General features: G+C 70.9%; 21 protein-coding genes. 16 read left to right on the forward strand and 5 right to left on the reverse strand.

All coding sequences use genetic code 11. From position 1 onward, the window contains the following. Positions 1-17 precede the first annotated feature (17 nt). From fliM to B9O00_RS24820, 8 genes are all read left to right on the forward strand, one after another. Positions 18-1,025: a flagellar motor switch protein FliM gene (fliM, locus tag B9O00_RS24785; protein WP_235017192.1), complete on the forward strand. Its 1,008-nt coding sequence runs from the start codon at positions 18-20 to the stop codon at positions 1,023-1,025. Next, positions 1,025-1,471 carry a DUF6468 domain-containing protein gene (locus B9O00_RS24790; protein ID WP_085125424.1) on the forward strand — a complete coding sequence of 149 codons (447 nt, stop codon included), beginning with the start codon at positions 1,025-1,027 and terminating at the stop codon, positions 1,469-1,471. The genes fliM and B9O00_RS24790 overlap by 1 nt, the downstream gene beginning before the upstream one ends. Positions 1,472-1,517: 46 nt before the next feature. Continuing rightward, positions 1,518-2,156, forward strand: coding sequence for a MotE family protein (locus B9O00_RS24795; RefSeq protein ID WP_085125425.1), 639 nt, complete (start codon positions 1,518-1,520; stop codon positions 2,154-2,156). A 140-nt stretch (positions 2,157-2,296) separates the two neighbouring features. Continuing rightward, positions 2,297-2,686 carry a response regulator gene (locus B9O00_RS24800; RefSeq protein ID WP_085125426.1) on the forward strand — a complete coding sequence of 130 codons (390 nt, stop codon included), beginning with the start codon at positions 2,297-2,299 and terminating at the stop codon, positions 2,684-2,686. A gap of 30 nt (positions 2,687-2,716) precedes the next feature. Next, on the forward strand, positions 2,717-3,379 hold the full coding sequence (locus B9O00_RS24805; protein WP_218822932.1) for a protein phosphatase CheZ: 663 nt from the start codon (positions 2,717-2,719) through the stop codon (positions 3,377-3,379). Positions 3,380-3,503: 124 nt separating this feature from the next. Continuing rightward, a complete protein-coding gene (locus B9O00_RS24810) occupies positions 3,504-4,184 on the forward strand; it encodes a hypothetical protein (RefSeq protein ID WP_085125427.1) in 681 nt (226 codons plus the stop codon). Beyond that, a complete protein-coding gene (locus B9O00_RS24815; RefSeq protein WP_085125428.1) occupies positions 4,181-5,047 on the forward strand; it encodes an OmpA/MotB family protein in 867 nt (288 codons plus the stop codon). The genes B9O00_RS24810 and B9O00_RS24815 overlap by 4 nt, the downstream gene beginning before the upstream one ends. After that, the gene (locus B9O00_RS24820; RefSeq protein WP_085125429.1) at positions 5,044-8,544 is read left to right on the forward strand and encodes a tetratricopeptide repeat protein; all 3,501 of its coding nucleotides are present in this window, start codon (positions 5,044-5,046) and stop codon (positions 8,542-8,544) included. The genes B9O00_RS24815 and B9O00_RS24820 overlap by 4 nt, the downstream gene beginning before the upstream one ends. Before the next feature lie 141 nt (positions 8,545-8,685). Here B9O00_RS24820 and fliP read toward each other — a convergent pair whose 3' ends face one another. The 5 genes from fliP to csrA form a co-directional block, all read right to left on the reverse strand. Continuing rightward, positions 8,686-9,432 carry a flagellar type III secretion system pore protein FliP gene (gene fliP, locus B9O00_RS24825; protein ID WP_085125430.1) on the reverse strand — a complete coding sequence of 249 codons (747 nt, stop codon included), beginning with the start codon at positions 9,430-9,432 and terminating at the stop codon, positions 8,686-8,688. Further along, positions 9,429-9,752, reverse strand: a complete 324-nt coding sequence (locus B9O00_RS24830) for a flagellar biosynthetic protein FliO (protein ID WP_085125431.1) — start codon at positions 9,750-9,752, stop codon at positions 9,429-9,431. The genes fliP and B9O00_RS24830 overlap by 4 nt, the downstream gene beginning before the upstream one ends. 6 nt (positions 9,753-9,758) lie before the next feature. Beyond that, entirely contained in the window at positions 9,759-10,130 is a 372-nt protein-coding gene (locus tag B9O00_RS24835) for a hypothetical protein (protein WP_085125432.1), read from the reverse strand. Continuing rightward, a complete protein-coding gene (locus B9O00_RS24840) occupies positions 10,127-10,402 on the reverse strand; it encodes an EscU/YscU/HrcU family type III secretion system export apparatus switch protein (protein ID WP_218822930.1) in 276 nt (91 codons plus the stop codon). The genes B9O00_RS24835 and B9O00_RS24840 overlap by 4 nt, the downstream gene beginning before the upstream one ends. A gap of 118 nt (positions 10,403-10,520) precedes the next feature. Next, positions 10,521-10,865 carry a carbon storage regulator CsrA gene (csrA, locus tag B9O00_RS24845; RefSeq protein WP_218822929.1) on the reverse strand — a complete coding sequence of 115 codons (345 nt, stop codon included), beginning with the start codon at positions 10,863-10,865 and terminating at the stop codon, positions 10,521-10,523. Between the two features lie 96 nt (positions 10,866-10,961). Here csrA and B9O00_RS24850 point away from each other — a divergent pair, with 96 nt between their 5' ends. The 8 genes from B9O00_RS24850 to B9O00_RS24885 all read left to right on the forward strand — a co-directional run. Then, a complete protein-coding gene (locus B9O00_RS24850; protein WP_085125435.1) occupies positions 10,962-11,369 on the forward strand; it encodes a flagellar basal body rod protein FlgB in 408 nt (135 codons plus the stop codon). 17 nt (positions 11,370-11,386) lie between these two features. After that, entirely contained in the window at positions 11,387-11,794 is a 408-nt protein-coding gene (gene flgC / locus B9O00_RS24855) for a flagellar basal body rod protein FlgC (RefSeq protein WP_085125436.1), read from the forward strand. A 103-nt stretch (positions 11,795-11,897) separates the two neighbouring features. Beyond that, positions 11,898-12,224: a flagellar hook-basal body complex protein FliE gene (gene fliE / locus B9O00_RS24860; protein ID WP_085125448.1), complete on the forward strand. Its 327-nt coding sequence runs from the start codon at positions 11,898-11,900 to the stop codon at positions 12,222-12,224. Between the two features lie 99 nt (positions 12,225-12,323). Beyond that, positions 12,324-12,590 carry a flagellar biosynthesis protein FliQ gene (gene fliQ, locus B9O00_RS24865; RefSeq protein WP_085125437.1) on the forward strand — a complete coding sequence of 89 codons (267 nt, stop codon included), beginning with the start codon at positions 12,324-12,326 and terminating at the stop codon, positions 12,588-12,590. Between the two features lie 16 nt (positions 12,591-12,606). Beyond that, the gene (fliR, locus tag B9O00_RS24870; RefSeq protein ID WP_085125438.1) at positions 12,607-13,368 is read left to right on the forward strand and encodes a flagellar biosynthetic protein FliR; all 762 of its coding nucleotides are present in this window, start codon (positions 12,607-12,609) and stop codon (positions 13,366-13,368) included. A gap of 15 nt (positions 13,369-13,383) precedes the next feature. Continuing rightward, entirely contained in the window at positions 13,384-14,466 is a 1,083-nt protein-coding gene (gene flhB / locus B9O00_RS24875; protein WP_085125439.1) for a flagellar biosynthesis protein FlhB, read from the forward strand. A gap of 108 nt (positions 14,467-14,574) precedes the next feature. Next, positions 14,575-16,926 (forward strand): PAS domain-containing hybrid sensor histidine kinase/response regulator, encoded by a 2,352-nt coding sequence (locus B9O00_RS24880; protein WP_218822927.1) that lies wholly within the window; start codon positions 14,575-14,577, stop codon positions 16,924-16,926. Between the two features lie 149 nt (positions 16,927-17,075). After that, positions 17,076-18,080, forward strand: a 1,005-nt coding sequence (locus B9O00_RS24885; protein ID WP_085125441.1) for a sensor histidine kinase, incomplete at its 3' end; no start/stop codon positions are given.

An 18,080-nucleotide genomic window follows, 5' to 3' on the forward strand; every position in this document is an offset into this window, starting at 1 on the left:
CCGCCCAGTGGGCTGCGATGGCCGAGGACGACGACGATGGCGCCGGCGGCGGCTCCACGCGCGTGCTCGACCAGAACGAGATCGACTCGCTGCTCGGGCTCGACGACCAGGCCGCGGAAGCGAGCGACAACTCGGGCATCCAGGCGATCGTCAACTCGGCGCTGGTGTCTTACGAGCGCCTGCCGATGCTCGAGGTGGTGTTCGACCGCCTCGTGCGCATGATGTCGACCTCGCTGCGCAACTTCACCTCGGACAACGTCGAGGTCAGCCTCGACAACATCTCCTCGGCGCGCTTCGGCGACTATCTGAACTCGATCCCGCTGCCCGCCATGCTAGCCGTGTTCAAGGCCGAGGAGTGGGACAACTACGGCCTGATGGTCGTCGACTCGGCGCTGATCTACTCGATCGTCGACGTGCTGCTCGGCGGCCGTCGCGGTACCGCCGCGATGCGCATCGAGGGCCGGCCCTACACGACGATCGAGCGCAATCTCGTGCAGCGCATGATGCACGTCGTGCTGGCCGACCTCTCGGCCGCCTTCGATCCGCTGTCGCCGGTCACCTTCCGCTTCGAGCGCCTGGAGACCAACCCGCGCTTCGCGGCGATCGCGCGCCATGCCAACGCGGCGATCGTCACGCGCCTCAGGATCGACATGGAGGATCGCGGCGGCCGGGTCGAGCTGCTGCTGCCCTACGCGACCCTCGAGCCGGTGCGCGAGCTGCTGCTGCAGATGTTCATGGGCGAGAAGTTCGGCCGCGATTCGATCTGGGAAAGCCACCTGACCGCCGAGCTCTGGCAGACCGAGGTCTCGCTCGAGGGCGTGCTCGACACCGTCGAGACGACGCTCGGCGACGTCCTCAACTGGAAGGTCGGCACCCACGTCGAGCTGAACCGCTCGCCGCAGTCGAAGGTCGAGCTGCGCTGCGGCGACATCTCGATGTTCCGCGGCGTGATGGGCCGCAAGAACGGCCAGATCGCCGTGCGCATCGCCGACAAGCTGCTGCGCGATTCCCGGGAGGACATGTGATGGATCTCGGCGTGCTCGCCGACGCCGTGCTGGCGCTGCTGCTGATCGTGACGATCGCCTATGCGGTGATCCTCAACCGCAAGCTCGCGGCGCTGCGCGACACCAAGGACCAGATGGCCGGGCTGCTCGCCGAGTTCGCGCGCACCACGGCCCAGGCCGAGGCCGGCGTCAAGGAGCTGCGCGACCGCGCGGCCGCCTCCGGCGACGGCCTGTCCGCGATCGTTGCCGAGGCGGGCGCCAAGCTCGAGAAGGCCGGCGGCCTGAAGGAGGACCTGGCCTTCCTGATCGAGAAGGGCGAGGCCCTGGCCGACCGTCTGGAGCGCGGGCTGGAAGGCGGCCGCGGCGGCCAGGCGCGACCCAGGGCCGGCGGCGCCGGCAAGGCCGCCGCCAAGGCCGAGCCGGCCGAGGACGAGGCCCTGAAGCGATCGCTCGCCGGCGTGCGCTGAGCCGAACCGAGACCTTTTCTCCGAGACCTGACAGGGATCCGCTGCCGTGACCTTCCGACTGCTGCCCTTCGTGATCGCCGTCGCCGGCGTCGCGCTCGCCCTGCGTATCGGCGGCATGCTCCACGACATGGAGGCGCTCGCCGCGAACGGGAAGGCGACGCCGTCCGCGCCGGTCACCAGCTACGCCGAGCCGGGCCCCCAGACCGCCGAGAAGACCGGCGCCAAGCCCGCCACGCCCGGCGCCGACCTGCCGAGCGATCCCCTCGACATGAGCGACCAGGACATCGAGCTGCTGCAGGCGCTGGCCAAGCGTCGCCAGCAGATCGACGAGCGCGCCGCCGAGATCGACCAGCGCGCCTCGCTGCTGAGCGCCGCCGAGAAGCGGATCGACGAGAAGATCGGCCACATGGAAGACCTGAAGAAGCAGATCGACGGTCTTCTGGTGAAGTATGACGACCAGGAAGAGAAGCAGATGAAGAGCCTGGTCAAGATCTACGAGAACATGAAGCCGAAGGACGCCGCGCGGATCTTCGAGAAGCTCGACATGGACGTCCTGCTCTCGGTGATCGAGCGCATGAAGGAGCGCAAGTCGGCACCGGTCCTGGCGCAGATGAACCCCGATCGGGCCCAGGAGATCACCCTGGAGCTGGCGACCCGCCGCCAGCTGCCGCTGCCGCGCAACTAGGCGCCGGCGCGAACGATCGGCAAGCAGTCACGAATTTGCTCGAATTTACCGACGCTTAATCGTGACGTCCTAGTTTGCTGGTTCAACGCCGCGGCGAGAGCCGCGAATTCTTGACGAGTGACCAACTATCGGAGTGACCCATGGCCGGCGTCGATATGAACATGTCGATCCTCATCGTCGACGACTACAAGACGATGCTGCGTATCATCCGGAACCTGCTGAAGCAGCTCGGCTTCGACAACGTCGACGAGGCGACTGACGGCTCGGCGGCGCTGCAGCGGCTGCGCGACAAGCCGTACCAGCTGGTGATTTCCGACTGGAACATGGAGCCGATGAGCGGCCTGCAGCTGCTCAAGGAAGTGCGCGCCGACGCGCGCCTGAAGGACCTGCCCTTCATCATGATCACGGCCGAGAGCAAGAGCGAGAACGTGATCGCGGCGAGGCAGGCCGGAGTCACCAACTACATCGTCAAGCCGTTCAACGCGGCGACGCTCAAGACCAAGCTGTCGGCCGTTATCGGCAACTTCTGAGCAAGCCCCAACCAGACGGAGGGTGAAGCCATGGCGGTTCATTCAAGCAACGGCACGCACGACCTCGAGGTCCGCGTCAGCCAGTTGCTCAAGGCGCGCAGCGATGTCGAGCCGCGACAGCTGATCGAGGCCGTCGAGGCGATCATGGCGACCGCCCAGGGCGATCTCTCCAGCGCCAACCTGAAGCTCTACGCCGAGATCGAGAGCCTGGCGCACTACATCCAGAATGCGCGCGCCGAGATCGCCTCTCTGCGCCCGGACGAGATCACCGACGAGCACCTGCCGGCCGCCGGCGAGGAGCTCGAGGCGATCGTCGGCGCGACCGAGCAGGCGACCAACTCGATCATGGAGGCGGTCGAGGCGATCGAGGCGGTCGCCGCCGAGCTGCCGCCCGAGCAGGCCGAGCGCATCACCAACGCGGTGACCAGCGTCTACGAGGCCTGCGGCTTCCAGGACATCACCGGTCAGCGCATCTCCAAGGTGGTCAACGCGCTGCGCCACATCGAGAGCAAGGTGCAGGCGCTGCTCATCGCCTTCGGCGGCGAGGCGCTGCCGAAGCCGAGCCGCAAGGCGGGCAGCAAGCGCGCCGACGGCAAGGACCGGCCCGACGAGCACCTGATGAACGGCCCGCAGAACGCCACCGAGGCGATCAGCCAGGACGACATCGACGCGCTGCTCGCCAGTTTCGACTAGAGCGCGGTCGTGCCGCCCCCGCAGCGGGACGGCACGTGAATCGACCTCTAGAACATCGGGATAGATCATGAATCACGTTCCGGGCCGCCGGGCCCGGAACGACGGATGATCCAGGGAGCAGATCATGGCGGCAGGGCCGCTGCCCGCCGGTGAGGAGACCGAGGGCACTGTGCGCCGCGGGGCCGATCCCGGCCTGATCGCGCAGCTCAGCCTGCTGTTGCTGCTGCTCGCCTTCTTCATCCTGATGACCGCCCTGTCGCGCTTCGAGCAGGACCGCGTGCACCGTGTCGTCGAGAGCGTCACCGACGCGTTTGGCGTTCGCGTCGCGCTGCCGCTGCAGCAGCCGGTCAGCGCCGGGGGGCTGGGCTTCTACGACGCCATGAAGCCGGTCGCCGAGCAGCTGCGCCGGGTCGTCGCCGCGACCCTGCCGGTCAAGATCGAGATCGAGGTCAGGCGCGACGGCGAGCTGCGGATCGAGATTCCCTACGACGTCCTGTTCGGCATCGCCGACGCCTCGCCGCGGGCGACCGTCCGGCCGCTGCTGGTCGCCCTGACGCGCGCGCTCAACGGACAGCGCTTCGAAAGTCAGCCCTGGATGCTCGACGCTTCGGCGCGGCTCGCCGACTTCGGCGGCCGCACCCCCGCGATCGAGCGCGACCTCGCGGTGCGCCGGGCCGGCGCCGTCGTGCGCTCGCTGGCCGCCCTCGGCCTGCCGAGCGGGCGGCTCGCCGCGGGCCTGCTCGACGACGCGGCGCCGAGCCTGCGCCTCACCGTCCGACCGCCGGCCATCGGACCTGCGCCATGACCCGCGAGTTCGAGCGCCCGAGGCGCCATCGCACCGCCGACCCGGCCGCGGCGCCGGAAACGCCAGGCCAGCTGCCGCTGCCCGAGCGGCGCTTCCGGCTGCTGCCCTTCGTGTCGCTGAGCGAAGGCGAGGGCCAGGCCTGGATGGTCACCTTCACCGACCTGATCGCGCTGATGCTGACCTTCTTCGTCATGCTCTTCGCGATGATGAAGGTCGACGACCACCAATGGCAGGGCCTCACCGCCAGCCTGGCCCGGCAGCTCGACGGCGTCCAGGGGCCGACCAGGGCGATCCCGCGCTACGAGCGGGATTCCGAGGCGACGCCGCTCGCCCCGGCGACCGACATCGACTACCTGGCGGCGCTGATCGGCGCGCGCCTCGACGCGCGCGGCGATGCCACCGCCTACCGCGTCGAGCGCGGCGTCGACAGCCTGATCATCCGGCTGCCGCTGCGCCTCGCCTTCGCGCCCGGCGACAGCCAGCCGCGCGCTGCCGCCGAGGCGTCCCTGGCGGCGCTGGCGGGCACCCTGCGCAACCTCGACAACCGGGTCGAGCTGGCCGGCTACGCCGGCAGCGACGATCCCTCGGCGCCCCATGCCTCGTCCTGGGAGCTCTCCCTGCTGCGCGCGGTGGCCGTCGCGGCGATCCTGCGCAAGGCCGGCTACGACGCGCCGATCGCGGTGCGCGGCTACGGCGCCGCCCCGGCGCCGGCCGGCGCGACGGGGAGCAAGGCGACGGCGAGCAAGGCGACGGGGGACGGGCCGACGGGGGACGGGCCGACGGGGGACGGGGCGGCGGGGGACGAGAGCGCGGGCGGTCGGGTCGACCTGATCATCCACGCCGACAGCGGCACCGCGCGATGACGGTGCGCGCCGCCATTCTCCGGCTGCTGCTGGCCCTGGCCCTGCTGCTTCCGGTCCTGGCGACCCGGGCGGCGACCGGGGCGGCGGCCCAGGACGCGGCCAGCGTGACCGCGGAGCGGGCGCCTGCCTACGACCGCGTGGTGGTCGGTTTCGCACGACCGAATCCGACCCAGGTCGACTTCGAGGGCCGCGACCTGGTGTTCCGTTTCGCCGAGCCGGCGGCCCTCACCCTCGGCCCGCTCGCCGAGGTTCTGACCGACCTGCGCGGCAAGCCGCGCATCGAGGACGACGGCCGGCGCCTGGTCCTGCCCTTCGCCGAGAGGCGCGCCCTGACCCAGTTCCAGCTCGGCACCCGGCTGGTCGTCGATCTCGGGCGCGACGGCAAGGCGCCGCCGCCGACCCGTCCCATGCCCGGCGCCGCCGAGCTGGCCGGCGCGGCCCCCGCCCCGCCCGGCGGCAAGGGCGGTGCCGCCGCGCCGCCGCCGGCCGCGCCGCCGGACACGGCGGCCAAGGCGGAGCCGGCCGCCGCTGCCGAGCCGAAGCCGATCGGCGGGCTTGCGGTGCTGCTGCGCGTCGGTGTCCACGACGACTACGACCGGCTGGTCTTCGACTGGCCGAAGACGGTCGGGTTCAGGGTCGAGGAAGCCGGCATCGGCACGACCCGGATCCGCTTTTCCGTGCCGGGCCGGCTCGACGCCTCGGCGCTGGCCGACACCAGGGTCCGCCGTCTCAGCCAGCTGACCGCGGTCAACGCCGTCGACGGCCTGACCGTCGAGCTCAGCTATGCGCCCGGCGTCAACGCCCACGCCTTCTCGCTCGACCGGCGCATCGTCGTCGACCTGGCCGGCAAGAAGGGGCCGCTGCGGCTCGCCAGGGTCAAGCTGACCGAGCAGCCCGATCCGGCGGCGGCCGCCGCCGAGGCCGCCAGGGCGGCCAAGGTGTCGGGCAAGGGGCCGGTCGCGCTGTTCCCGCAAGGCAAGGATGCCGCGAAGCCGTCGCAGCCGCCGCCGCCGAAGCCGGACGCCGCGGCGCCCGCGGCTCCGCCCTCGCCGGTCGCCGAGCGCGGGCCCGCGCACCCGCCGCCGCCGCCCGACATCCGGAACAAGACGCCCGCCGGCTTCCAGATCGAGCGGACCGACGCCTTCGGCCGCCAGATCGACACGCCGCTGCCGGGCGGCACCGCGCCGTGGCCGGAGCCGGTCGTGCTGCGCTTCGACTGGCCCCTGCAGACCCGCGGCGCCCTGCTGCAGACCGGCTCGTCGGTGCTGCTCGTCTTCGACCGCACGGCACCGGATTGGGCGACCCACAAGCTGGAGACGCTGGCGCCGGAGCTCAAGAAGCTCGACCGCTACGATCTCAAGCAGGGCTCGGCCTTCACCTTCGAGGTCAGCGCGCTGGTCTCGGCCCTGCTGCATCGCGACGGCAAGTCGTGGATCCTCGACCTGCGGCCGCGCCCGGGGCTGCTCGACCAGCCGCTGCCGCTGATCGCCGATCCCGAGCACCAGTCGCTGCAGGTCGCGACCGAGGATGCCGGCACGCCGATCGCGCTGCGCGATCCGGTGACCGGCAGCCGGATCTTCGCGGTGCCGCTCGGCGAGGACGCCGGCTTCTCGCCGGGCCGCCGCTTCCCGCAGGTCGAGATCCTGCCCAGCGTCCAGGGCCTGTTCGTCGGGCCCTTGAGCGACCGCGTGTCGGTCGGCGCGACGACGCGGCGGGTCACCATCTCCGGCCTCGCCACGACGGGCCTGGCCGAGGCGGCGGCGGCCAAGGATGCGCCCCCGACGGCGGAGTCCGGCCGCCGCCTGTTCGACCCCAAGGCCTGGCGCCAGGAGCAGCGCGGCGACTATTCGGCGGTCCGCCAGGACCTGCAGACCGCGGTCGCGACGGCGCGCACCGGCGCCGAGCTGACCGCGGCGCGCCTCGCCCTCGCGCGCTTCTACTTCGGGCACGGCTTCGCCCAGGAGACGCTGGGCCTGCTCGACCTGATGTTCACCGACAATCCCGGCCTGAAGCGCGATCCCGAGCTGCTCCTGATGGCCGGCGCCAGCCAGACCCTGGCCGGCGACTACGCCGACGCGGTCAAGACCCTGGGCGATCCGGCCCTGGTCGGCGAGCCGGAGGCCCGGCTGTGGCAGGGGCTGCTGGCGGCGGCGGCGCAGGACTGGCCGGTCGCGGCCGAGCGCCTCGACGACGGCTTCCCGCTGGTCGCCGACTACGCCCGCGCGGTGCGCGTGCGCTTCGGCCTGGCCGCCGCCGAGGCGCGGCTGCAGAGCGCCGACACCGCCGGTGCCGCCGAGTATCTGAAGAAGGTCGAGCCGGACCTGCAGACCGCCCTGGAGCACGCCCACTTCGACCTGGTGCAGGGCATGACCCGGCTGGCCAACGACGAGCCGGCCAAGGCCGACAAGCTGCTGAAGAAGGTGGCCGAGGGCGGCTTCGGATCGGCCTCCGCGCGCGCCCGGCTGCTGCTTATCGAGCGCGCCATGGCCGACGGCTCGATGAACCGCGCCCAGGCGATCGACGAGATCGAGAAGCTGCGCTTCGCCTGGCGCGGCGACGCCTTCGAGTTCGCGCTCCTGATGCGCCTGGCCGATCTCTACGAGGCCCAGGGCGACGACCGCCAGGCGCTGCGCAGCCTGCGCAGCGCGGCCTCAAACTTCCCCGGCCACCCGGGCGCCGAGGCCGCGGCGATCCGCATGCAGACGCTGTTCACCGAGCTGTTCACCGGCGCGCGCGCCAAGACCCTGGCACCGCTGACCGCGCTGTCGATCTACGACGAGTTCAAGGAGCTGACGCCGCCCGGGCCGAAGGGCGACGCGATCATCGCGGCGCTGGCCGACCGGCTGGTCGACATCGACCTGCTCGACCGCGCCGCCGAGCTGCTCGACGAGCAGGTGGCGCACCGCCTGACCGGGCTCGAGCGGTGCCGGGTCGGCGCCCGGCTGGCGCTCGTCCAGCTGCTCGACCGGCAGCCGGCGAAGGCGATCGCGGCGCTCGACGCCTCGGCCATGACCGCGCCGCCCGCCGAGCTGCACCTGCAGCGCGAGCGGCTGCGCGCCAAGGCGCTGATCGACCTGGACCAGGGCGAGACCGCGCTGCAGGTGCTGAAGGGCGACGACAGCGAGGAGGCCGACCGCCTGCGCGTCGAGGTCGACCGCAAGGCGGGCCGCTGGTCCGACGTCGCGACGATCCTCGGCAGCCGCCTGCCGCCGGCGGACAAGCCGCTCGACGAGGACGGCGCGGCGAGGGTGGTCAACGCCGCGGTCGCCAACGTGCTGTCCGGCCAGAAGGCGCAGCTGAAGAGCCTCGCGAAGAGCTACACCGGCGTCATCGCCAAGACCAGCTACGCCGAGACCTTCGCCCTGCTCGCCGGCGACGGCGGCGAGCGGATGCTGGCCTCGATCTCGGATCAGCTGAGCCAGGTCGAGCAGGCCCAGGGCTTCATGACCGACTACAAGAACCGCCTGGCCAAGGACCCCCTGAGCGCCCTGAACTGAGCGGCGGGCGGCCCGGTCCCGGCCGCCGGGACCGCTCGCCCGATGCCCGCGCGGACCGGCGGCCCGACCGTCTCGTCCAAGGGAAATCGGGTGCCGGGGGGCCGGTGCCGGGGGATCCGGCCTCGCGGCCGGCGCCGGTCGTCAGCCGTAGCTCTGCACCAGGCTGCCGGCGACCAGGTACCAGCCGTCGACCAGCACGAAGAAGATCAGCTTGAAGGGCAGGGAGATCATCACCGGCGGCAGCATCATCATGCCCATCGACATCAGGATCGAGGCGACGACCATGTCGATGATCAGGAACGGCAGGAACAGCAGGAAGCCGATCTCGAAGGCGCGCCGGAGCTCGCTGATCATGAAGGCCGGGATCAGGGCGCGCAGCGGCGTGTCGTCGGGGCTGGCGACCGGCTCGGCCTTCGAGAGGTCCATGAACAGCTTGAGGTCGCGCTCGCGCACGTGGGCCAGCATGAACTGCCGCACCGGCACCGCCGCGCGATCGAGCGCGGTCATCTCGTCGATGTCCTCGGCGACCAGCGGCTGGATCGCCTGGTCGTAGATCTGCTCCAGGGTCGGCATCATGACGAACAGCGTCAGGAACAGCGCCAGCGAGATCAGCACCGAGTTCGGCGGCGTCTGCTGGATGCCGAGCGCGCTGCGCAGGAACGACAGCACGACGACGATCCGGGTGAAGGAGGTCACCATCACCAGGATCGAGGGCGCCAGGCTGAGCACCGTGACCAGGGCCACGAGCTGCAGGATGCGGCCGGTCGAGGAACCCTCGCCCTCGCCGAGGTTGAGCGACAGCGTCTGGGCCGCCGCCGGCTCGACCAGCAGGCCGAGCGCGACGCCGAAGCACAGCAGCAGCGCGACGCAGGTCGGGAATCGCTTCATCGGGCCCGCTCCAGCGCCTCGTCGAAGTCGGGCACGGCCTGCGGTGCGGCCGTCGCGGCGACCACCAGATCGGGCGCCGGGCCCTGGTGCAGCAGCAGCAGGTGCTCGCGGTCGTCGCAGCGCACCAGCACCAGCTTGCGGCGCGGATCGAGCGGCAGCACCTCGACGACGCCCAGGCGCCGGGCCTCGCCCTTGCGGGTCGCGGCCGGCATCAGGCTGCCGGCGACGCCGCTGCGCTTGATCAGCCAGGTGAGGGCGCCGATCAGCGCGAGCACGAGGGCCAGCGCGGCGACGAACTGCAGGTATCCGGTGAGTTCCATCGAGGATCAGCGTCCGCCGCCGCCCGGCTTGTTGCCGTGCCCCTTGTGGCGCTGGCCCTTGTGATAGGCGGAGACCGCCTGGCGCCGACGCCCGGTCTCGCCCAGCTCGCGGGCGAGCCGCTCCAGGCCGTCGCGGTAGTCGGCGCTCAGCCGGTTGATCTCGTCGAGCAGGGCGAGCAGGCGCGGGCGCAGGCCGGTCGTCTCCTGCGCAGGCAGGGCGGCGACGTCGGTGCTCAGCGCCGAGACCTCCAGCTCGAGCCCCTCGAGATCGCCGGTACCGTCGTTTTCCAGGGCGGCCCTGGCCGCGGCGAGCCGCGCCTCGATGCGGTCGATGCGGGCGTTCGCCGTGCCGCCGCCGATGCTGCCCGGCGCGCTCACGACGCGATCTCCAGGTTGGCCTGGTAGAGCCGGTTGAGGATCTCGGCGACGGCGCCGAGCGCGGCCGCCGGGATCTCGCAGTCGATCTCGACGGCATCCAGGATCTCGGCCAGGTCGGCGTCGCGGCGGACGGCGACGCCCTGGGCGAAGGCGATCTCCCGGATCTGTTCGGCCAGGGCGCCGCGGCCCTTGGCGGTGACCCGCACGCTGCCGTCCGCGGCCGTGCGGCTGAGGGCGACGGCGAGGTCGCTGTCGGAATAGGGCTGGGACAAGGTCTGCGCTCGCTGGTTCGGACCACGGCGCCGCAGGACGCCGTCTCGCAGGGGCATCCTTGCCGGACTATGCTTAACGAATGCTTGAGGCGACCGGGGCGGATCCGCCGCGCCGGGCTCAGTCCTTCGGCTCGGGGGCCGCTCGCGCCGGGCCTTCGGCCGGTGCCGGGGCGTCGCTCTGCGACGGCTTGCCGCGGAATGCCTCGGCCAGCGCCTGGCTGCCCGCCGCGGCGGCGCGGTTCTCTTCCTGGATCCGCTCGTAGATCTCGCGGCGCAGGACCGTCGCGGTCTCCGGGAAGGTGAAGCCGAGCTTGATCGATTTGCCGCGAATGTCGACGACCGTCACTTCGATCTCGTCGTTGATCACGACGGATTCGCCTATCTTTCGCGTAAGATAGAGCATGGGCGGTGTCGGCCCCTTGTCCCCGTCCGGCGCCGAGCCGGCGCGTGCTTCCGTCCCCAACCAGGACTCGTCTATCAGCTTTTACCCGATCTTAACAAGCTATGCGCGACCCTGGGCCTCGGTGCGGCGCGAGCCGCCGCGGCATTGGAAGCGGGTATGGCCGCAAAGCTTGGACTGTTCGAGGTGTTCGCGAAGCGCTTGGACTGGCTGTCCCAGCGCCAGAACGTCATTGCCGAGAACATCGCCCAGTCCGACACGCCCGGCTACGTGCCGAGGGACCTGGCCAACGCCGACTTCGTCCAGGAGCTGCGCAACACGCACAACGCGATGCGCACGGCGAGGACGGAAGGCGGGATGCTGCCCGGCACGCTGGAGAACGCCAAGGGTACGCCGGTGCACAAGACCCACAAGCAGTACGAGGCCTCGCCTTCGGGCAACGCGGTGGTGATCGAGGAGCAGCTGGTCAAGATGGCCCACACCCAGATGGACCACGCGACGGTGACCGATCTCTACAGCAAGTACATGAAGATGTTCCGCATGGCGCTCGGCAGCAACGGCGGCTGATACGGGGTACTGGAGCGATGGACCTCTACAAGAGCATGCAGATCTCGGCGAGCGGCATGAAGGCGCAGGGAACGCGCCTGCGTGTCATCTCCGAGAACATCGCCAACGCCGATTCGACCGGCGAGACGCCGGGCGCCCAGCCCTATCGTCGCAAGGTCGTGACCTTCGGCGAGACCATGGACCGCGAGCTCAAGGTGCCGCTGGTTCAGGTCAAGAACATCTCGACCGACCAGAGCGAATTCACGCGCAAGTACGACCCCGGCCACCCGGCGGCCGACAAGGACGGCTATGTGCTGATCCCGAACGTCAATCCGCTGATCGAAGTCACCGACATGCGCGAGGCGCAGCGCTCCTACGAGGCCAACCTCAAGGTGCTGGAGACCACGCGCTCGATGCTCGAGAACACGCTCGGCATCCTGCGTTAGGCAAAAAAAGCGCGCGCCAGGAGGGCGGGCGCAAACCTAGAGGCCAGGACGGCTCCACGGGCAGGCGACGGTTCCTCACGGGGATCGCCGCGGAGGGCTGATGATGGCGATCAATCTGAACCATGCGGCGCAGGCCTATGCGCGCGCCGCCGGCCAGGCGGTGAGCGGGCCGACCCAGGTGTCCGGCCTCGATGCGCGCAGCGGCAAGCTGGACGACGGCTTCTCGGCCGCGCTCGAGCGTGCCGTGACCGGCGGCATCAACCAGATGAAGCAGGGCGAGCAGCAGTCGATGCTCGCCGCGACCGGCCAGGCCGATCTCAACGACGTCGTCGTCGCGGTCAGCAAGGCCGAGCTCACCCTGCAGACCATGACGACCCTGCGCGACAAGGCGATCCAGGCCTACCAGGACATCCTGCGCATGCCGATCTGACGGCGCCGTCCGCGGCGCCGCCGATCCGCACCGTCGCCGATCCGCACCGCCGCCGGGCCGCCGCGCCCGGCGTCCTCTTCCCGGGAGTCGTTTGCTTCGATGAACGCCGTCGATGCCCTCGAGATCGGCCGCGAGGCGGTCTGGACCATGCTCAAGGTCGGCGGGCCGATCCTGCTCCTCGCCCTGGTCGTCGGCCTTGCCATCGCGCTTTTCCAGGCTTTGACGCAAATGCAGGAGATGACCCTGTCGTTCGTGCCGAAGATCACGGTGATCTTCCTGGCGCTGCTGGTGCTGCTGCCCTTCATGCTCTCGACCCTGATCGGATTCACCGAGCGCCTGATGGACCGCATCGTCTCGCTGGGCTGAGCGCCGGGCGCCGGCGATGATCGAGGACCTGCTCCCCGCGACGATCTTCAGCTTCCTGCTGGTCTTCGCCCGCGTCGGTTCGGTGGTCATGCTGATCCCCGGCATCGGCGAGAGCTACGTGCCGGCGCGCGTGCGCCTCGGCTTCGCGGTGATGTTGTCGCTGCTGGTCGTGCCGCTGGTCTCGGCCAAGCTGCCGCCGGCGCCCGCGGCCCCGGTCAGCCTGGTCGTGCTGCTGCTCGGCGAGATCGTCGTCGGCCTGTTCCTCGGGGCGATCGCCCGCATCCTGCTGGTCGCGCTCGGCAGCGCCGGCATGATCATCGCGAACATGACCTCGCTGGCCAACGCGATGGTCAACAACCTGACCTCCCAGCAGCAGGGCTCGATCGCCGGCAACTTCCTGTCGCTGACCGGCCTGCTGATGGTCTTCACGCTCGACCTGCATCACCTCTCGATCCGGGCCGCGGTCGACAGCTACATGATCTTTCCGGTCGGCGGGCACCTGCCGGTCGGCGACTTCTCCGAGACGATCTCGCGCATGGCCGGCGAGAGCTTCCTGCTGGCCATGAAGATGGCCTCGCCGGTGATCGCGACCGCCGGCATCTTCTATCTCGGCCTGGGCCTGCTGGCCCGGCTGATGCCGCAGGTCCAGATCTTCTTCATCGCCATCCCGCTGCAGATCTCGCTGGGCCTGCTGGTGCTCGGCCTGTCGCTGCCGATCGTCATGCGGGTGTTCCTCTCGTCCTACGAGAGCCACCTGCTGTTCTTCGTGGCGCACTGAGCGGAGGCGCCGGGCATGGCCGACGACGATACCGACGACTCCCAGAAAACCGAGGAACCGACCCCGAAACGGCTGCGCGAGGCGCGCGAGAAGGGCGAGGTAACCCGCTCCCAGGAAGTCAATCACTGGTTCATGATCCTGGCCCTGACCGGGACCATCGCGATGCTGGCGCCGATCTTCCTCGGGCAGATCGGCCGGGCTCTGCTGCCCTTCATCGAGCAGCCCGACAAGATCGTGCTGTCCGGCGACAGCGGCCGGCTGGTCCTGGCGAACCTGCTGTGGCAGGTCGGCAAGGCCCTGGCCCTGCCGCTCGCCGCCTCGATCGTCGCGGCGATCGCGGCGGCGGCGCTGCAGGGCGGCATCGTGGTCTCGGCCGAATCGCTGAAGCCGAAGCTCGAGAAGCTGTCGCCGCTGTCCGGCGCCAAGCGGCTGTTCGGCCAGCGCGCCCTGGTCGAGTTCGGCAAGGGGCTGCTGAAGATCAGCCTGGTCGGCGCGATCATCGCCATGCTGGTGCTGCCGCGCTGGCAGAGCTACCTGCACCTGCCCGAGCTCTCGATGGACGAGCTGCTGTTGCTGCTGCGCCACGAGGCCCTGCGCGTGCTGATCGGCGTGCTCTCGGCGATGACCGTGATCGCCGGCGGCGACTACCTGTTCCAGCGCTTCAAGATGATGCAGAAGCTGCGCATGTCTCGTCAGGAGATCAAGGACGAGATGCGCCAGTCCGAAGGCGATCCGATGGTCAAGGGTCGCCTGCGCCAGCTGCGCCAGGAGCGGGCGCGCCAGCGCATGGTCGCCGCGGTGCCCGGCGCTGACGTCGTGGTCACCAACCCGACCCACTTCGCGGTCGCCCTGCGGTACGACGGCGAGGTCATGAACGCGCCGACGGTGGTCGCCAAGGGCGTCGACTTCCTGGCCCAGAAGATCCGCGAGGTGGCCAAGGAGAACGACGTGCCGATCGTCGAGAACCGGCCGCTGGCGCGTGCGCTCTACGACGGCGTCGAGGTCGACCAGGAAGTGCCGCCGGCCCACTACAAGGCGGTCGCCGAGGTGATCGGCTACGTCATGCGCCTGCGCGGCAAGCTGCCTCCGCGCAAGTAGGAGGCCGGGCGTGAGCGTGCGGGGCGGCCCGGGGGCGGCGCGGCTAGGCTTGGCGGCGCGGCCGGCTGTAGTATGACGGCGGGAGAGGTGGCTGGGGGAGCGGCGCTCTTGGAAAGCGGGCTTTGGGATCTCGGGCCGTGGCCGACGCTCGCCGCCCTGGCGGCAGGGCTGCTCGGCGGCCTCCTGCTCGGCCTCCGGGTCGCCGGACAGCGCCGCCGACCCGACCTGCGCGCCGTCCGCCTGAGCCGCGCCTTCGCCGCCTTCGACCGGCCGGCCCAGATCACCGGGCCCGGCGGCCGGCTGCTCGACTCTAACCGGGCGGCCGACGCCGCCTACGGCAGCGGCGTCGCGCTGCCGGACGGGCTCGCCCGGCGCGCCCGGGACGAGGAGATGCGCGAGCGGGTCACCCGGCTCGCCGAGAAGGCGGCGCGCGGCGTCGGCGGCAGCGAGGAGATCGTGCTCGCCGACGAGGCCGGCGGGCCCCGCTGGATCCACATCGAGGCGCACAGCCTGGGCGAGGATTCGGGCGAGGTGCTGTGGCTGGCCCAGGACCTGACCGACCGGCGGCAGATCGAGCAGACCATGGCCGAGGAGCGGGACCGCCTGCTCGACCTCTTCGAGTACGCGCCGGTCGGCGTCTACTCGGTCGATGGCGCCGGGCGCTTCGAGTACGCCAACGCGACCCTGGCCGACTGGCTCGGCCGGACCCGCGCCGAGCTGCTCGGCGGCCTGAGCCTGCGCGACGTGCTCGCCGAGCCGGTCGAGGGCCTGGCGCCGCACCTGCCGTTCAAGGGCGATCCGCGGCGCGGCGAGGCCGAGTTCCTGGACGCCGGCGGCGGTCGCTTCCGCGTGTCGATCGCCCAGGAGGTGCTGGAGGAGGAGCCGGGACGCCTGCGCACCCGCTCGGTGGTCCGCCACCTGACCCAGGAGCGTGCCGCCGAGGAGGCCCTGGCCCAGGGCGAGCGCCGCTTCCGGCGCTTCCTCGACGAGGCGCCGATCGGCGTCGCCCAGCTCGACGCCGAGGGCCGGGTCGCCGAGCACAACAAGGCCTTCGCGGCGATGGTCGGGGCCGGCGGCAGCCTGGCCGGACGGCCGCTGTCCGAGTTCCTGGGCGAGCCCGACCGTGCCGCCCTGGCGACCGCGCTCCGGCAGGTCGCCGGCGGCGAGGGGGCCGCGGCCGAGCCGGTCGAGATCCGGCTCGGCGGCAGCCGCGAGATGGTCTGCCAGCTGACCCTGCGCGGCGGCGGCGGCGGCGCCATCGCGCACCTGCTGGACCTGACCGAGCAGAAGGCCCTGGAGGCGCAGTTCGCCCAGTCCCAGAAGATGCAGGCGGTCGGCCAGCTGGCCGGCGGCATCGCCCACGACTTCAACAACCTGCTGACCGCGATGATCGGCTTCTCGGACCTGCTGCTGCTGCGCCACCGGCCCGGCGACCAGTCCTTCGCCGACATCATGCAGATCAAGCAGAATGCCAACCGCGCGGCCAACCTGGTGCGCCAGCTGCTCGCCTTCTCGCGCCAGCAGACCCTGCAGCCCAAGACCCTCAACGTGACCGACGTCCTGGCCGAGCTGGCGCACCTGCTGCGCCGGCTGATCGGCGAGGCGATCGAGTTCAAGGTCGTGCACGGCCGCGGGCTGGGCTCGATCCGCGCCGACCAGGGCCAGCTCGAGCAGGTCATCATCAACCTCGTGGTCAACGCCCGCGACGCCATGGCCGCGACGGGCGGCGAGCTGACCATCCGGACCGCCAACCTGGAGCTCGCCCAGGAGCGCCGGATCGGCGGCGAGACCATGCCGGCGGGCCGCTACGTCACCATCGAGGTGAGCGACACCGGCTGCGGCATCCCCAAGGAGATCATGGGGCGGATCTTCGACCCCTTCTTCTCGACCAAGGAGGTCGGCGAGGGCACCGGCCTCGGCCTCGCGACGGTCTACGGCATCGTCAAGCAGACCGGCGGCTTCGTCGCCGTCGAGTCCCAGGTCGGCCGCGGCACGACCTTCGCGATCCACCTGCCGGAGCATCAGGCGGTCGGCGGCGCGGTCGCGATCGAGGTCAGCGAGAGCCGCGACCTGTCGGGCATCGGCAAGGTGCTGCTGGTCGAGGACGAGGACGCGGTGCGTGCCTTCTCGGCCCGGGTGCTGCGCACCAAGGGCTACGAGGTCCTGGAGGCGCGCTCCGGCGAGGCCGCCCTGGAGCTGCTGCGCGGCGGCGACGGCGCCGCCGCGATCGACCTGCTGATCACCGACGTCGTGATGCCCAAGGTCGACGGTCCGGCCCTGGTCAAGGTCGTGCGCGAGCACCAGCCGAGCCTCAAGGTGATCTTCATCTCGGGCTATGCCGAGGACTCCTTCCGCCGCCGGATCGGCGAGGAGAGCGGCATCTACTTCCTGCCCAAGCCCTTCAGCCTCAAGCAGCTGGCCAGCAAGGTGAAGGAGGTCATGGGCGAGCACGTCGCCTGAGGTGGCCGGCGCGCCTCGGCGGCTGCCCCGGCAGCCGCGTCTCCGCCATGGCGATTTGTGAGGAGCTTGTCCCGCGGCTGGTGTAAAGGGAGCGTCCTCTTGCGCTTCTCGATCCAACGGATCCCGGTCGCGGACCTCGCGCGAAAATCATGCTCGACCTGAAAACCGTCCTTCTCGTCGAGCTTTCCGTCACCGCCCTGCAGGGCATCGTCTGGTTCTTCGTCTGGCTGGTGTGGCGCCGGCTCTACGAGCTCAAGTTCATCGCCGCCGGCTTCATCTGCATCGCGGCCGGCATCGCCCTGCTGATCTCGCGCGGGGCGGCGCCGCCGGGCTGGCACATCGTCCTCGACAACGCGATCATCAAGCTGGGCGTCGTGCTGATGGCCGACGGCCTGGCGCGCTTTCTCGGGCAGCCGCGCCATGCCTGGCTCGGCATCTCGGTGCTGATCTTTCAGCTCGTGTTCTGGAGCGTTGCGGTCACCGTGGCGCCGGGCGACGTGGTGCTGCGCATCCACGCCCAGACCCTGACGATGCTGGTCGTGATGGGCTTCATGGCCCTGACGCTGGCGCGCGACCGCAGCCAGCCACGGCTGCTGCGCTGGATCACCATCGGCCTGCTGCTCGAGTACATGGCCGCGAGCGTCGCCCAGAGCGTGCTGGAGATGGCCGCCCCTTCGGCGGGGGAGCTCTCGGTGCTCAGCAACCGGAACGCCTGGTTCTTCTTCCAGGGCACGCTGTTCCTGATCGCCTTCTTCGCCTGCATGCTGTTCATGGTCAGCACCCGGCTGTCGGCCGACCTGCGCGCCCGCAACGAGACGCTGGCCGCGGAGATCGCGGAGCGGCGGCGGCTGGAGGCGCAGCTCTCCGAGAGCCTCGCGACCGAGAAGCGGCTGCACGAGGAGCAGCGGCAGTTCGTGCGCATGGTCAGCCACGAGTTCCGCACGCCGCTGGGGGCCATCCAGCTGGCGACCGAGACGATCGGCATGATCCTGGGCGAGCCGCCGGAGGCGATCGCCCGGCGTCTCGCTGGCATCGGCGAGGCCGTGCACCGCATGGCCGGGCTGATCGACCGCTTCCTGGCGGCCGATCGCGAGGACGGCAAGGTGCTGCAGGTCGAGCCGCTCGAGATGGCGGCGCTGGTCGCCGAGGTCGAG

This window comes from Tistlia consotensis USBA 355 (assembly GCF_900177295.1).
Taxonomy (GTDB): domain Bacteria; phylum Pseudomonadota; class Alphaproteobacteria; order Kiloniellales; family DSM-21159; genus Tistlia; species Tistlia consotensis.

Coding starts and splice junctions, on each gene's coding strand:
- fliR (WP_085125438.1), top strand. CDS start 12,607: ATGATCGAGGACCTGCTCCCCGCGACGATCTTCAGCTTCCTGCTGGTC.
- B9O00_RS24820 (WP_085125429.1), top strand. CDS start 5,044: ATGACGGTGCGCGCCGCCATTCTCCGGCTGCTGCTGGCCCTGGCCCTG.
- flgC (WP_085125436.1), top strand. CDS start 11,387: ATGGACCTCTACAAGAGCATGCAGATCTCGGCGAGCGGCATGAAGGCG.
- fliQ (WP_085125437.1), top strand. CDS start 12,324: ATGAACGCCGTCGATGCCCTCGAGATCGGCCGCGAGGCGGTCTGGACC.
- fliP (WP_085125430.1), bottom strand. CDS start 9,432: ATGAAGCGATTCCCGACCTGCGTCGCGCTGCTGCTGTGCTTCGGCGTC.
- B9O00_RS24805 (WP_218822932.1), top strand. CDS start 2,717: ATGGCGGTTCATTCAAGCAACGGCACGCACGACCTCGAGGTCCGCGTC.
- flhB (WP_085125439.1), top strand. CDS start 13,384: ATGGCCGACGACGATACCGACGACTCCCAGAAAACCGAGGAACCGACC.
- B9O00_RS24810 (WP_085125427.1), top strand. CDS start 3,504: ATGGCGGCAGGGCCGCTGCCCGCCGGTGAGGAGACCGAGGGCACTGTG.
- B9O00_RS24850 (WP_085125435.1), top strand. CDS start 10,962: ATGGCCGCAAAGCTTGGACTGTTCGAGGTGTTCGCGAAGCGCTTGGAC.
- B9O00_RS24815 (WP_085125428.1), top strand. CDS start 4,181: ATGACCCGCGAGTTCGAGCGCCCGAGGCGCCATCGCACCGCCGACCCG.
- fliM (WP_235017192.1), top strand. CDS start 18: ATGGCCGAGGACGACGACGATGGCGCCGGCGGCGGCTCCACGCGCGTG.
- B9O00_RS24800 (WP_085125426.1), top strand. CDS start 2,297: ATGGCCGGCGTCGATATGAACATGTCGATCCTCATCGTCGACGACTAC.
- B9O00_RS24830 (WP_085125431.1), bottom strand. CDS start 9,752: ATGGAACTCACCGGATACCTGCAGTTCGTCGCCGCGCTGGCCCTCGTG.
- B9O00_RS24790 (WP_085125424.1), top strand. CDS start 1,025: ATGGATCTCGGCGTGCTCGCCGACGCCGTGCTGGCGCTGCTGCTGATC.
- fliE (WP_085125448.1), top strand. CDS start 11,898: ATGGCGATCAATCTGAACCATGCGGCGCAGGCCTATGCGCGCGCCGCC.